Raw genomic sequence first — 14,000 nt, 5'->3', positions numbered from 1 at the left:
GGGCGAATCCGTTCGCCCTGTTTTTCCGTAGTGAAGATCAGCCAATGGTCATCAGGCTGGCATTCCCCCCCGCGGCGGCGGTATTTACGCTGAGTGAACGCTCGATTAGCAGGCGCTCCAGCAGCAGGTTCGTTTCGCCACGGGCAAAACCCTGTACGGACACAATCGCTCCCTCGCGTGAGGCCACCGTTTCGCACACCGCGCGCAGCTGATCGGCGTCACCGTGGTAGATCACCGCATCAAATTCTGCCCCAGCAGCAAGCGGCTGAGCGCTGAGGTCGATTTGCTGCTGTACCTCAGCAGGCAGCGATTTCAGCAGCCTACGGTGCAGCTCATCATCACTCCACGTCACCCGGCTGCCGACGGCCGTTGCCGCCGCCAGCTGAACCAGCGAATCGTCCTCGTTATCCGCCAGACACAGCACGCGCGCTCGCGGCAGCAGAGCATAGGTGTTGCGTTCGCCCGTTGGTCCGGGCAGCAGGCGCACGGTACCGCCCTGGCTCAGTTCAGCGAAGCGGGTGCAGCACGCCGCCAGCTCCGGCTTCTCTTTCGCCCATGACGTCAGCGCCTGATGGGCTGCCAGCAGACCAGCACGCAGAGCGGCATCCACCGGGTGGTCGCCATCCTGGCGATCCAGCGTGATACGCAGCGCGTCGTCTGGACGGTGTGAGAGCAGGCGATAGAGATAGAGCGGGCCGCCCGCTTTCGGTCCCGTACCGGAAAGACCTTCTCCCCCGAACGGCTGAACGCCAACTACGGCTCCCACCATATTACGGTTGACGTAGAGGTTACCGACGTGCGCGTGACTGGTTACCTGATGGATGGTCTCATCAATTCGGGTGTGTACGCCCAGCGTCAGACCATAACCGGAGGCATTAATCTGTTCAATCAGCTGCGGCAGCTCGCTGCGTGAATAGCGCACCACATGCAGCACCGGGCCAAACACTTCTTTATCAAGGTCGCTAACGCTGCCCAACTCAATCAGCGTCGGCTGAATAAAGGTGCCGCTCTGCCACTCTTTGCTGTCTTCCCGGCAGACGTTGGCCGCCTGGTAAACGGCCATCCCCTTGCTGCGCATCGCCTGAATATGGCGCGCGATGTTCTCTTTAGCTTCCGCGTCAATGACCGGGCCAATATCGGTAGAGAGGCGTTCCGGGTTGCCCATCCGGCACTCAGCCATCGCGCCGCGCAGCATTTTTAGCGTGTGATCGGCCACGTCTTCCTGCACGCAGAGCAGACGCAGTGCGGAACATCGCTGTCCGGCGCTGTCGAAAGCGGAGGCGACGATATCAATGACCACCTGTTCGGTCAGCGCGGAGGAGTCGACGATCATCGCATTCATGCCGCCGGTTTCGGCAATCAGCGGCGTCGGACGGCCCTGCGGATCGAGACGTCCGGCAAGGTTACGTTGTAACAACGTGGCGACGGCGGTCGACCCGGTAAACAGCACGCCGCGAACGCGCGGGTCGCCGGTGAGCTGAGCGCCTACCGTTTCCCCCAGTCCGGGAAGCAGTTGCAGTGCGCCGGTCGGTACGCCCGCTTCATGCAGTAACGCCACGGCTTCGGCCGCCACCAGCGGCGTTTGTTCGGCTGGCTTAGCCAGCACACTGTTGCCAGCGGCAAGCGCGGCGGCAATCTGCCCGGTAAAAATAGCCAGCGGGAAGTTCCACGGGCTGATGCAAACCAGCGGGCCAAGAGGGCGATGCGTTTCATTATCAAAATCGTCGCGCACCTGGCCCGCGTAATAATGCAGGAAGTCGACAGCCTCTCGCACTTCGGCAATGGCGTTGCTGAATGTTTTACCCGCTTCACGTACCAGCACGCCCAAAAGGCGCTGCATCTGGCCTTCCATCAGGACCGCCGCGCGTTCCAGGATGGCTGCGCGCTCTTCCGGTGGGGTGGCGAACCAGATTGGGCCCGCGCTGACGGCGGCGTCCAGCGCAGAACTGACCTCGGCCTCGCTGGCGTGGCGGACGTAGCCGACAATATCGGTTGGCTCCGCCGGGTTGATCACCGGCAGAGACTCGCCCGTTTCCAGCTCTCCCGCAATTAGCGGGCCTGCCTGCCAGGGCTGGATGGCGCTGTTCAGCAGCGCGCTGGAGAGTGAAGCCAGGCGGTGCTCATTGGCAAGATCAAGCCCGGCGGAGTTCTGACGCTTAGCGCCATACAGCTCGCGCGGCAGGGGAATTTTGGGGTGAGGTAAACCGACTGCGCCTTCGGTACGGGCCATTTTTTCCACTTCTTCAACCGGATCGGCCACCAGATCCTCTATCGCCAGGGTGTTGTCCGCAATACGGTTGACGAAAGAGGTATTAGCGCCATTTTCCAGCAGGCGGCGTACGAGATAGGCCAGCAGGGTTTCATGCGTGCCGACCGGCGCATAAATGCGGCACGGACGATTCAACTTGCCGTCCGCCACTTTGCCTACCACCTGTTCGTATAGCGGTTCACCCATTCCGTGCAGGCACTGGAACTCATACTGACCGGGATAATAGTTGTTGCCAGCCAGCTGATAAATAGCCGCCAGCGTGTGCGCGTTATGGGTGGCGAACTGCGGATAAATCAGGTTCGGCACCGCCAGCAGCTTGCGGGCGCAGGCCAGATAAGAGATATCGGTATAGACCTTGCGGGTATAGACGGGATAACCCTCCAGGCCATCAACCTGGGCACGCTTGATCTCGCTGTCCCAGTAGGCTCCCTTCACCAGACGGATCATCAGGCGGCGACGGCTGCGCTGGGCCAGATCAATCAGCGCGTCAATCACAAACGGGCAGCGCTTCTGGTAGGCCTGGATCACAAAGCCAATGCCGTTCCAGCCCTCCAGCTCCGGCTCAAAGCAGAGTTTCTCCAGCAGATCCAGCGACAGCTCCAGGCGGTCGGCCTCTTCCGCATCAATATTAATGCCGATGTCGTAAGAGCGGGCCAGCAGCGTCAGCGACTTCAGAATCGGGTACAGCTCGCTCATCACGCGCTCGTACTGGGAGCGGCTGTAGCGGGGATGCAGGGCAGAGAGCTTGATGGAAATGCCGGGGCCTTCATAGATGCCGCGCCCGTTTGACGCTTTACCAATAGCCTGGATAGCCTGCTGATAAGAGAGCAGATAGGCTTTGGCATCCTGCGCGGTCAGCGCGGCTTCGCCGAGCATATCGTAAGAGTAGCGGAAGCCTTTTTCTTCCAGCTTACGGGCATTGGCCAGCGCTTCGGCGATGGTTTCTCCGGTCACGAACTGCTCGCCCATCAGGCGCATCGCCATGTCCACACCCTTGCGGATCAGCGGCTCGCCGCTTTTACCAATAATGCGGTTCAGCGAGCGGGAGAGGTTGGCTTCATTATGCGTGGAGACCAGGCGGCCGGTAAACAACAGTCCCCAGGTGGCGGCGTTAACGAACAGGGAAGGGCTGCGGCCAAGGTGCGAATGCCAGTTACCGTTGCTGATTTTGTCGCGAATTAACGCATCGCGGGTCGGCTTATCAGGAATGCGCAGCAGCGCCTCAGCCAGGCACATCAGCGCCACGCCTTCCTGAGAGGAGAGGGAGAACTCCTGCAGCAGGCCCTGCACCATTCCGGCACGCCCGCTTGCCCCTTTCTGGTGCCGAAGCTTCTCCGCCAACTGATGAGCCAGGCTATAGGTCTGCTGAGCGAGCGCCGCCGGCAGGCGAGCCTGTTCAAGCAGCATCGGCACGGATTCCGTCTCCGGGCGACGCCATGCAGAGGTGATTGCCGCGCGGGTCACCGACTGCGGCAGAATGTGCTCGGCAAACTGTAAGAACGGCTGACGCGGCTCTTCTGCCGGGGCCTCTTCATTGTCCAGCACCTGCGCCGGAGAGGGCATTTCAGGCAGGGCATGGCCGTTTTCCAACTGTTCAAGGTAGTTAAAAATCGCCTGCTTGATCAGCCAGTGTGGAGTGCGGTCAATCTGCCCGGCCGCCAGCTTAATACGCTCGCGCGTAGCTTCATCCAGCTTGACGCCCATAGTGGTAGTGCCCATGCCTGAAAACTCCTTAAAAGAGGGATAACGAGAGTGGCAAGCAATATCACTTAAGTTGCAACTTAGTGCAACCTTGTTAAATGTGACCTCGTTTGCAGAGTTTGAAACCGGCTATTAAATAGCGGCACGGATATTGCTGCAAAAATCCGGCCAGAGTTGATATGGCTTATAACTCCTGGCTTTGTAAGGTTTTTTGTCAGGGTGCAACCGAACAAACTGTGATCAAGTGCAACCTGTTAACGCCTGAGATGTGACGAAGGGTGAAATTGGTGTAACTACTGTGTTAAACCGTTTGTGCCCCAGAGCGGTTTACGGCAGGATACCCCGCGCTGAGCCAGGGAGGTGTCGCCGCGACGTTCCAGCGGCGTTACCCAGACAGACCCGGCGGCGGCGCATTTACAATAATAAGTGGAGAATCTTAATGACAATAAGCACACCAATGATGGTGACTTTTTGCGTGTATATCCTCGGCATGGTGCTGATTGGTTTTATTGCATACCGGTCTACAAAAAACTTTGACGACTATATTCTGGGCGGACGTAGTCTGGGAAGCGTGGTGACCGCGCTATCGGCGGGAGCTTCTGATATGAGCGGCTGGCTGCTGATGGGGCTGCCGGGGGCCATTTTCCTCTCCGGTATTTCAGAAAGCTGGATTGCGATTGGCCTGACGATTGGTGCCTGGCTCAACTGGAAAATTGTTGCCGGGCGTCTGCGCGTGCAGACCGAACATCATGACAACGCGTTGACGCTGCCCGACTTTTTCTCCAGCCGCTTTGAAGATACCAGCAAAATACTGCGGGTCATCTCCGCGCTGATCATCCTGGTGTTCTTCACTATTTATTGCGCTTCCGGCATCGTGGCGGGCGCGCGCCTGTTCGAAATCACCTTCGGCATGAGCTATGAAACCGCCCTGTGGGCCGGTGCTGCGGCAACCATTGTCTATACCTTTGTCGGCGGGTTCCTGGCGGTAAGCTGGACGGACACCGTGCAGGCAAGTCTGATGTTCTTCGCGCTGATCCTGACGCCGGTGGTAGTGATCCTCTCCGTCGGCGGCCTGAGCGATTCGCTACAGGTTATTCAGGCGAAAAGCCTCGAAAATATCGATATGTTGAAAAATCTCAACTTTGTCGCCGTTATCTCGCTGCTGGGCTGGGGGCTGGGCTATTTTGGCCAGCCGCACATCCTGGCGCGTTTTATGGCGGCCGACTCCCACCGCTCAATCCGCAGCGCGCGACGCATTGGCATGATCTGGATGATTCTTTGCCTGGCCGGTGCGGTTGCCGTTGGCTTCTTCGGAATTGCTTACTTTGAAAACAATCCTGAGCAGGCGACCGGGGTATCGGAAAACAGCGAACGCATCTTTATTGAGCTGGCGCGGATTCTGTTCAACCCGTGGATTGCCGGGATTCTGCTCTCCGCCATCCTGGCGGCGGTGATGTCCACGCTGAGCTGCCAGCTGCTGGTATGCTCCAGCGCCCTGACCGAAGATTTGTATAAAAACTTCCTGCGCAAGAAGGCGACGCAGCGTGAACTGGTGTGGGTAGGACGCCTGATGGTGCTGCTGGTGGCGGCGATCGCCATTGCCCTGGCCGCTAACCCGGATAACCGGGTGCTGGGTCTGGTAAGCTACGCCTGGGCCGGCTTTGGCGCGGCTTTCGGTCCGGTAGTGCTGTTCTCCCTGATCTGGAAGCGCATGACCCGTAACGGCGCGCTGGTGGGGATGATCGTCGGGGCGGCAACGGTGCTGGTGTGGAAACAGTACGCCTGGCTGGGGCTGTACGAAATCATCCCTGGCTTCCTGTTTGCCAGCGTGGCGATTGTGGTGGTCAGCCTGCTGGGACGCGAGCCTTCAGCCGCCGCTCAGCAGCGGTTCAGCGCCGCTGAGCGGGAATATAACGCGAACTAAACGACGGCTGACCGGGCGACAGACTGCCGTCCGGTCAGCCATTTAGCGGTTTGAGATATCGTCCGGGGCGATAATGAAAATTCTGCCATGCTCTGCTGTCCACTGACGCGCCTGAAAAGGTTCTGATATCCGTCTTTTTTATACTCCTGTGGTGAAACCACATAACAAAGGAGTTGTTAATGAGACCCATCACTTTCTCTACCCTCAGCCTGCTGGCGCTGACTTTCTGCCTCAGTTTTCCCTTTCTCACCCCGGCAAAAGAAGCCGTTCAGCTCAGCGCGCCGCCGGCAGATCGGCAGGATGCCGTCCTGCATTTCTATCTGGTCAGGCATGGTCAGACCTGGTCAAACATTAAAGAAATGACGATTGGCGGCGGAGGAAATGCCCAGCTGACGCCGAAGGGCCGCTATGATGCGAACAGCCTTGGGCTGGGACTGGCGGAAATCGATTTTATCGGCGGTTACAGCAGCACGCTCGGCAGAGCGTACGAAACGGCAAGCCGGGTATTACGTGGAAGAGATCTGCCGGTTGTTAAGATCGAAGATCTCAAGGATATCTCGTGGGGAGAGGCTGAAGGCGGCCGTGTCGGGGATCTCACCAGTAAATTCGGCCACTCGGGCAACGATTTTCCCTTCTATTTTGGTCGCTTCGACCAGCCTGAGTTCATCTCCCCGGTTAAAGCCGAAAACATGGCGGCATTTTCCCAGCGCTTTGAACAGGCTTTACGGCGGATTGCTGAGCGCCATCAAGGGCAGAGCGGCAATCTGCTGGTTGCCGCTCACTCTTCCATGGCTTTTTATTTGCAAAAATATCGTCCTGACCAGCCGCTTTCCGGGTTATCTAACACCAGCGTATCGGTACTGGAGCTGAAGAACGGGCGCTTCAGGCTGCTGGATTTTAATAATACCGACTACCTGAAGCGCGGCTTTGTCAGAGAAAAAGCTTTGCCGCCGCTGGAAATCACGCTGATCGTCAATCCGCTTACCCAGCTAAACCAGATTGGGGTAGTGGAAGGAACAACGGATTCTGATTTAACCCGGCAAGGCAGGCGAGCCAGTCAGCAAATGGCGGAAAGCCTTAAAGACAGTCATTTCCTGGCCGCCTGGCGCAGCGAACTGGGCAGGAGTCTCGCCACGGCTCAGTCGGTTCTGGGCGAGCATAGGTTGCCGGTGACGGAAGATAAACGCGCCAATGAAATATTCCTCGGCCGCTGGGAGGCTGAAAAAAAAGCCACTTTTAAAGCCGCCGAACCAGCCATGGCGGACGCGTTATTCTCGGCTGATAACACACTTAAATTCATCGCGCAGGATGTTGGCGAGGATGGCAACGTGGCGGCCGCTCGTCTTGAGGCGCTGCTGAATGATATAGGCTGGCAGTATGAATACAGTAAAGGGCGGGTTGCCGTATTCACGCATCCGCTGATCCTGAACGCTTTCCTGAACAAGCGCCTTGCTGGCGTCACGCTGACGCCTGAGAAGGGGGCCAGCATAGTGACCCTGGCCTATAAAAACGACGGGTTTAGCCTGATCGGCAGCAAAAACTTTTCTGGCGAAGAGTAAATCCGCCTCATTCCCACAGGGGCGTCAGCGCGTCCCTGCTCGCAAAGTGTGAAAATACCCGGTCAGCCACTTGTTTTTTTATCTGCGATAATGATAATCGGTATCGTTTAGATTTACGTTTCTTTACCCGAATTGAATTTCTTTCACACTCGAGGGTGTTGGCATGTTTGTCCCGTTTCTCATTATGTTACGCGAAGGGTTGGAAGCCGCGCTGATCGTCAGCCTGATTGCCAGCTACCTGAAGCGGACTCAGCGCAGCGAATGGTTTGGCGCTATGTGGGTAGGCGTGGTCGTGGCTGCCGCGTTGTGCCTGGGCGTGGGCTATTTCATCAACGAAACCACCGGCGAGTTCCCGCAGAAAGAGCAGGAGCTGTTTGAAGGGATCGTGGCGGTGATTGCCGTCTGCATTCTTACCTATATGGTCTTCTGGATGCGTAAAGTGTCCCGCAACGTCAAGGCACAGCTGGAAGACGCGGTCGATAACGCGTTGCAGAAGGGCAAAAGCAGCGGCTGGGCGCTGATTATGATGGTGTTCCTGGCGGTTGCGCGTGAAGGGCTGGAATCCGTGTTCTTCCTGCTGGCGGCGTTTCAGCAGGATGTCGGCATCGGGCCACCGCTTGGCGCTATGCTCGGTTTAGCGACAGCCATAATCCTCGGGATGTTGATTTACTGGGGCGGCGTACGGCTGAACCTGGCCTCTTTCTTCAAATGGACCAGCCTGTTCATCCTGTTTGTTGCCGCTGGCCTGGCTGCCGGGGCTATCCGCGCCTTCCACGAAGCCGGGTTGTGGAACCATTTTCAGTCGATCGCTTTTGACCTCAGCAACACGCTTTCCACCAGCACGCTGGTGGGTACGCTGCTCGAAGGGATGCTGGGCTATCAGGAAGCGCCAAGCGTCAGTGAAGTGGCGGTCTGGTTTATCTATTTAGTTCCCGCACTGCTGCTGTTCTTTATGCCAGTGCGTCCTCAGGCTGCTGCAGTGCGTACTACGCGCTAAGCCTTTGTCCGCGCCTGTTTTGCAGGCGCGTCAACTTTTTACAGGGATCTACTATGACTCTTCGTTTCCGCCGGCACGCGCTGAGTGCCGCACTCGTTACTTTGCTGACAGGTTCTGCCGCGGCTATGGCGGCTGATATTCCTCAGGTGAAAATTACCGTCAACGACAAGCAGTGCGATCCGATGACGGTGACCGTCAATGCGGGCAAAACCCAGTTCGTGATTCAGAACAACAGCCAGAAAGGGCTGGAGTGGGAAATCCTGAAGGGGGTGATGGTGGTGGAAGAGCGTGAAAACATCGCGCCAGGCTTTACCCAGAAGCTGACCGCCAACCTGGAAGCGGGAGAGTACGACCTGACCTGCGGCCTGTTGAGCAATCCGAAAGGCAAATTGATCGTCAAGGGCACTAACACTGCCTCTGACGGCAAGCAGGACGTGATGCAGCTGGTTGGACCCATTGCTGAATACAAAGCTTACGTCACCAAAGAAGTGGCCGATCTGGTTGTCGGCACCAAAGCCTTCACCGACGCGGTGAAAGCGGGCGATCTCGAGAAGGCAAAAGCGCTGTATGCGCCAACCCGCCGTCATTACGAGCGTATTGAGCCAATCGCTGAACTGTTCTCCGACCTGGACGGCAGCATTGATGCCCGCGAAGATGACTATGAGAAGAAAGCCGAGGATCCTAAGTTCACCGGCTTCCACCGTATTGAGAAGGCGCTGTGGGGCGATAAGAGCACCAAAGGCATGGAAAGCTTCGCTACTCAGCTGAACACTGACGTGCTCGATCTGCAAAAACGCATCGACGAACTGGCCTTCCCGCCGAGCAAAGTGGTGGGCGGTGCGGCAGGGCTGATTGAAGAAGTGGCCTCCAGCAAAATCTCCGGTGAGGAAGATCGCTACAGCCGTACCGATCTGTGGGATTTCCAGGCCAACGTTGACGGCGCGCAGAAAATTGTTAACCTGCTGCGTCCGATGCTGCAAAAAGACGATGCGGCTCTGCTGGCGAAAATCGACGCTAACTTTAAGAAAGTCGATACTATTTTGGCTAAGTACCGCACCAAAGACGGCTACGAATCTTACGACAAACTGACTGACGCCGACCGTAACGCAATGAAGGGCCCGATCACCACCCTGGCCGAAGACCTTTCTAAACTGCGCGGAACGCTTGGACTGGACTAACCCAAGATGGCAAGGCAACCTGTTGATGACGCGGCGGAGCCGTCGCGTCGTCGTTTATTAAAAGGCATGGGCATCCTTAGCGGTGCCCTTGCCGTTGGTGGCGGCTGCCCGGTTCATGCGGCAGCGGATGCGAAATCCTTCTCGCCGGGCGTGTTATCTCCCTCTGCCCGGCAGGAAGCCCAGCCGTTTTACGGCCCGCACCAGGCGGGCATTATCACACCGCAGCAGGCGGCGATGATGATTGTGGCCTTTGACGTGCTGGCAACCGATAAAACGGATCTGGAGCGTCTGTTCCGCCTGCTCAATGACAGAATCGCTTTCCTGACCCGAGGCGGTAAAGCCCCGCCGGTCGCTAATCCTCGTCTGCCGCCGATGGACTCCGGTATTTTGGGGGACGACATCTACCCGGATAACCTGACCATTACCGTTTCGGTCGGCCATTCGCTGTTTGACGATCGCTACGGGCTACAGGCCCACAGGCCGTTGAAGCTTCAGGCAATGACGCGTTTTCCTAACGATGCGCTGGATGCCAGCCTGTGCCATGGCGATCTGCTGCTGCAAATCTGCGCTAACACTAACGACACGGTAATCCACGCGCTGCGCGATATTATCAAGCACTCGCCGGATCTGCTCAGCGTACGCTGGCGTCGGGAGGGCTTTATTTCCGATCATGCCGCGCGCAGCAAAGGTAAAGAGACGCCGATAAACCTGCTGGGCTTTAAGGACGGTACGGCGAACCCGGATACCGCCGATCTGAAGCTGATGGATTCGATTCTGTGGGTGAGCGCAGGGCAGGGCGAACCCGCCTGGACCGTAGGCGGGAGCTATCAGGCTGCAAGGATTATCCAGTTTCACGTTGAGTTCTGGGACCGAACGCCGCTCCAGGAGCAACAGACGATTTTTGGTCGCGTGAAGCACAGTGGAGCGCCACTGGGCATGGAGCATGAGCATGACGTGCCTGACTATATCCACGATCCGGATGGCAACGTCACGCCGCTGGATGCGCATATCCGCCTCGCCAACCCCAGAACGCCGGAGACGCAGAGTAATTTAATGCTGCGCCGTGGCTACAGCTATTCACTGGGCGTGTCGAATGCGGGTCAGTTGGAAATGGGGCTGCTGTTCGTTTGTTATCAGCATGATTTAGAAAAGGGTTTTCTTAGCGTGCAAAAAAGACTAAATGGCGAGGCGCTGGAGGAATATATCAAGCCGATTGGCGGAGGCTATTTCTTCGTGTTACCCGGCGTCAGCGATGAGCACCATTATCTCGGCCAGTCTTTGCTCGAAGCCTGATAGTTTACCGATAACCTCCTGCTTCAGCCCGAAGGGGAGGTTATTTTTTAATCAAATATCCTGCCGTACGCTTTTTTTCCTGCTGCTAAACGCTTTATCTGTTTCAGATAAAGGATCGAAGAATTCTCAACAAACTGTATTTGTTAGTTTATTTTATTTCCCGATATCCACTTTATCGCTATTGCGGGTAAATTGTTACGCATCACGTAAAATAGATGTTGCATTCAGCTGGAGATCTGTTGCACCTTATTAACAGCGGTAGTCAGAAGTGTTGTCAGGTTCACAACGGAGATCGCGAATGGTAAAGTCCTTAAACGGACAGGTACACAACAAAAAAGGTTTCGCTGCTTCATGCGAGGGCGATACTTCCCCAACAAATTTCTCTTCTGTTTTATTTTCAACCGTCCTTAATTTTACATTCTCCAACCGGTGCACGGCTGCGCTTTGGCAAAGCTATGCGCTAACACAATGGCCAGACAAGGCTTAAAAGGAAGCCACCGAAACCTCTAAAGCGTTCACGTAATCGCGTCGATAATTAAGATGCGGGAAATGAAACCAACTGTAAGGTGCCACTATGGGAAGACAGAAAGCAGTGATCAAAGCTCGTCGTGAAGCAAAACGTGTGCTTCGTAGCGATTCACGCAGTCACCGTCAGCGTGAAGAAGAATCGGTCACCTCGCTGGTGCAGATGGGTGGGCTGGACTCAATTGGCATGGCTCGCGACAGTCGCGACCACTCACCCATTGAAGCCAGAAATGAAGCTCAGGCGCACTATCTCAAAGCCATAGAAAGCAAACAGCTGATCTTCGCCACGGGCGAAGCCGGCTGCGGTAAAACCTGGATCAGCGCGGCGAAAGCGGCTGAGGCCCTGATTAATAAGGATATTGACAGGATTATTGTGACACGTCCGGTGCTACAGGCGGATGAGGACCTGGGATTCCTCCCTGGAGATATCTCAGAAAAATTCGCCCCGTACTTCCGGCCAGTGTATGACGTTCTGGTTAAACGTCTCGGTTCTTCCTTTATGCAGTACTGTCTGCGTCCCGAAATCGGCAAAGTGGAGATTGCTCCCTTCGCCTATATGCGTGGACGTACGTTTGAAAATGCCGTGGTGATCCTTGATGAGGCACAAAACGTCACCGCCGCCCAGATGAAGATGTTCCTGACCCGCCTTGGGGAAAACGTCACCGTGATTGTTAACGGCGATATCACCCAGTGCGACCTGCCGTCACACGTCACTTCTGGCCTCAGCGACGCGCTGTCTCGCTTTGAGGATGATGATATGGTCAGCGTGGTGCGTTTCGGTAAAGAGGACTGCGTCCGTTCGCAGCTTTGCCAGCGTACGCTTCTTGCTTACGGCTAATCGCCCGAGCGCTGAATGGAGCCCGGATGAAAGTCCGGGCTTTTTTTATGCAAAAAAAGTCTGTATGGGGTCTTCAGGCTTTCTGTTTTAAAAAGGCGGAGAGAGGTAAAAAATGCTGATCGCACAGGTATCGGATATTCACGCTTCCCACCATAATGACAACCTGCTCCGGTTTGACCGGGCTCTTGAATGGCTTGAGCAGATAAAGCCGGATGTTCTGGTGCTGAGCGGCGATCTTATTGATGACCAGTGGTATGACGGCTATCAGCAGATTTCAGATCGTCTCAGCCAAAAAAAATGGCCGTCATTGATCCTGCCGGGTAACTCTGATGACCGCCACATGATGAGGTCGGCATGGAAAGAATACGCGTGGGCAGATGATGCTCCGGATGAGTCTTTGCATTTTGTTCATGAGTCTGGAGATTTGCGCCTGATAGGCCTGGACTCAACGGTAGAGGGCACTGCCTCAGGGTGCGTGGTCAGGCACCTTGAATGGCTGGAAAAACAGCTTTTGCGTAAACCAGCGTACCCGTCGCTTCTCTTTCTGCATCATCATGTCTTCGAATCCGGTATTCCCACGCTGGACAGCACGCTGTGTGAAGGTGCGACTGAACTGGCAGACCTTCTGAATCGCTTGCCTGGCAAGCCTGCTGCGATAGCCTCTGGACACGTTCACCGACCGGTGGCAGGCGTCTTTGCAGGGATACCTGCTTATATCTGCGGTTCAATCTGTCCGGCAAATCCGCTGTGGTTTGGTACGGAGAATGTTCCGTTGGTCAACGATCCGCCGGCGCTGATGATCCACAGATATGTGGATAACGCGATGACCAGTTACCACGTTTCGGTTTAGCGCATAACCTGATAAATATGTTTAAAGTGGGATGCGGTGCATTCTGAGGTAACAGATAAATGCTAAATGAACAAATGACGTTCTCTATTACGGAAGTCGGGACGGACTCTGCTGAATTAATGACATTAGTCAGCGAGCTCGATACTTTTCAAAGTGGACTGTACCCTGCAGAGAGCAACCATTGTCTTGATCTTTCTGCAGTAAAGGATGAGCAGATCTGCTGCGTTATTATGCGTGACAGCAAGGGGATGGCAATCGGGTGTGGTGCTGTTGTTTTACAGGGCGCTGGCATCGGAGAAATCAAGAGAGTCTATATTCGTCCCGGGTATCGGGGTAGAAAACTGGGTGAGAAGATCATTGCTTATCTTGAGGAATATGCAGTGGATTCCGCCTGTCATCTGCTGTGTTTGGAAACCGGTATTCATCAGGAACCCGCGATTAGCCTGTACCTTAAATGCGGCTATAAGACATGCGAGGCGTTTCCTCCCTATGCAAAAGACCCGCTGAGTGTCTTCATGCGTAAATCGCTCAATGCCATTTCATAGTCCGACCTGAAATTTATGCAAAAAAAAAGTCTGAACGGTTGCTCAGACTTTCTCTTCAAATATGGCGGTGAGGGGGGGATTGACTCGCTTTGCTCGCCCTTCGGGCAGTTCGTCCGCAGGGCGTCCGACCTGTCCAACCGTCTGAAGCCGGTTGTCGACCCCCGTCGGGGTTTCTCACCCACCCTCTACGGAGCAATATGCAAAAAAAAGTCTGAACGTAAGCTCAGACTTTCTCTTCAAATATGGCGGTGAGGGGGGGATTGACTCGCTTTGCTCGCCCTTCGGGCAGTTCGTCCGCAGGGCGTCCGACCTGTCCAACCG

The 14,000-nt window shown here is 55.9% G+C and carries 9 protein-coding genes; 8 read left to right on the top strand and 1 reads right to left on the bottom strand.

The window, feature by feature from the left end; translation table 11 throughout:
- Window positions 1–37 precede the first annotated feature (37 nt).
- Entirely contained in the window at window positions 38–3,988 is a 3,951-nt protein-coding gene (gene putA / locus NG99_RS00285) for a trifunctional transcriptional regulator/proline dehydrogenase/L-glutamate gamma-semialdehyde dehydrogenase (RefSeq protein WP_034887212.1), read from the bottom strand.
- A 421-nt stretch (window positions 3,989–4,409) separates the two neighbouring features.
- Here putA and putP point away from each other — a divergent pair, with 421 nt between their 5' ends.
- From putP to NG99_RS00245, 8 genes are all read left to right on the top strand, one after another.
- On the top strand, window positions 4,410–5,894 hold the full coding sequence (gene putP / locus NG99_RS00280) for a sodium/proline symporter PutP (protein WP_034887210.1): 1,485 nt from the start codon (window positions 4,410–4,412) through the stop codon (window positions 5,892–5,894).
- Between the two features lie 179 nt (window positions 5,895–6,073).
- The gene (locus tag NG99_RS27375) at window positions 6,074–7,453 is read left to right on the top strand and encodes a 2-carboxy-D-arabinitol-1-phosphatase (RefSeq protein ID WP_052130485.1); all 1,380 of its coding nucleotides are present in this window, start codon (window positions 6,074–6,076) and stop codon (window positions 7,451–7,453) included.
- Between the two features lie 163 nt (window positions 7,454–7,616).
- Window positions 7,617–8,450: an iron uptake transporter permease EfeU gene (gene efeU / locus NG99_RS00270; protein ID WP_034887208.1), complete on the top strand. Its 834-nt coding sequence runs from the start codon at window positions 7,617–7,619 to the stop codon at window positions 8,448–8,450.
- A gap of 53 nt (window positions 8,451–8,503) precedes the next feature.
- Entirely contained in the window at window positions 8,504–9,628 is a 1,125-nt protein-coding gene (gene efeO, locus NG99_RS00265; protein ID WP_034887206.1) for an iron uptake system protein EfeO, read from the top strand.
- 6 nt (window positions 9,629–9,634) lie between these two features.
- Window positions 9,635–10,921, top strand: coding sequence for an iron uptake transporter deferrochelatase/peroxidase subunit (efeB, locus tag NG99_RS00260; protein ID WP_034887204.1), 1,287 nt, complete (start codon window positions 9,635–9,637; stop codon window positions 10,919–10,921).
- 574 nt (window positions 10,922–11,495) lie between these two features.
- Window positions 11,496–12,284: a phosphate starvation-inducible protein PhoH gene (gene phoH, locus NG99_RS00255; protein WP_034887203.1), complete on the top strand. Its 789-nt coding sequence runs from the start codon at window positions 11,496–11,498 to the stop codon at window positions 12,282–12,284.
- A gap of 112 nt (window positions 12,285–12,396) precedes the next feature.
- The gene (locus tag NG99_RS00250) at window positions 12,397–13,134 is read left to right on the top strand and encodes a metallophosphoesterase (protein ID WP_034887200.1); all 738 of its coding nucleotides are present in this window, start codon (window positions 12,397–12,399) and stop codon (window positions 13,132–13,134) included.
- Window positions 13,135–13,193: 59 nt separating this feature from the next.
- On the top strand, window positions 13,194–13,679 hold the full coding sequence (locus NG99_RS00245; protein WP_232298136.1) for a GNAT family N-acetyltransferase: 486 nt from the start codon (window positions 13,194–13,196) through the stop codon (window positions 13,677–13,679).
- The last annotated feature ends 321 nt before the right edge of the window (window positions 13,680–14,000 follow it).

This window comes from Erwinia typographi (assembly GCF_000773975.1).
Taxonomy (GTDB): domain Bacteria; phylum Pseudomonadota; class Gammaproteobacteria; order Enterobacterales; family Enterobacteriaceae; genus Erwinia; species Erwinia typographi.
Note: the sequence above shows the minus strand (reverse complement) of the source record. Positions and strands in the feature narration are given on the sequence as shown.

What these genes read in the sequence shown, in the direction of transcription:
- putA (WP_034887212.1), bottom strand. Translation starts at nt 3,988, where the DNA reads ATGGGCACTACCACTATGGGCGTCAAGCTGGATGAAGCTACGCGCGAG.
- putP (WP_034887210.1), top strand. Translation starts at nt 4,410, where the DNA reads ATGACAATAAGCACACCAATGATGGTGACTTTTTGCGTGTATATCCTC.
- NG99_RS27375 (WP_052130485.1), top strand. Translation starts at nt 6,074, where the DNA reads ATGAGACCCATCACTTTCTCTACCCTCAGCCTGCTGGCGCTGACTTTC.
- efeU (WP_034887208.1), top strand. Translation starts at nt 7,617, where the DNA reads ATGTTTGTCCCGTTTCTCATTATGTTACGCGAAGGGTTGGAAGCCGCG.
- efeO (WP_034887206.1), top strand. Translation starts at nt 8,504, where the DNA reads ATGACTCTTCGTTTCCGCCGGCACGCGCTGAGTGCCGCACTCGTTACT.
- efeB (WP_034887204.1), top strand. Translation starts at nt 9,635, where the DNA reads ATGGCAAGGCAACCTGTTGATGACGCGGCGGAGCCGTCGCGTCGTCGT.
- phoH (WP_034887203.1), top strand. Translation starts at nt 11,496, where the DNA reads ATGGGAAGACAGAAAGCAGTGATCAAAGCTCGTCGTGAAGCAAAACGT.
- NG99_RS00250 (WP_034887200.1), top strand. Translation starts at nt 12,397, where the DNA reads ATGCTGATCGCACAGGTATCGGATATTCACGCTTCCCACCATAATGAC.
- NG99_RS00245 (WP_232298136.1), top strand. Translation starts at nt 13,194, where the DNA reads ATGCTAAATGAACAAATGACGTTCTCTATTACGGAAGTCGGGACGGAC.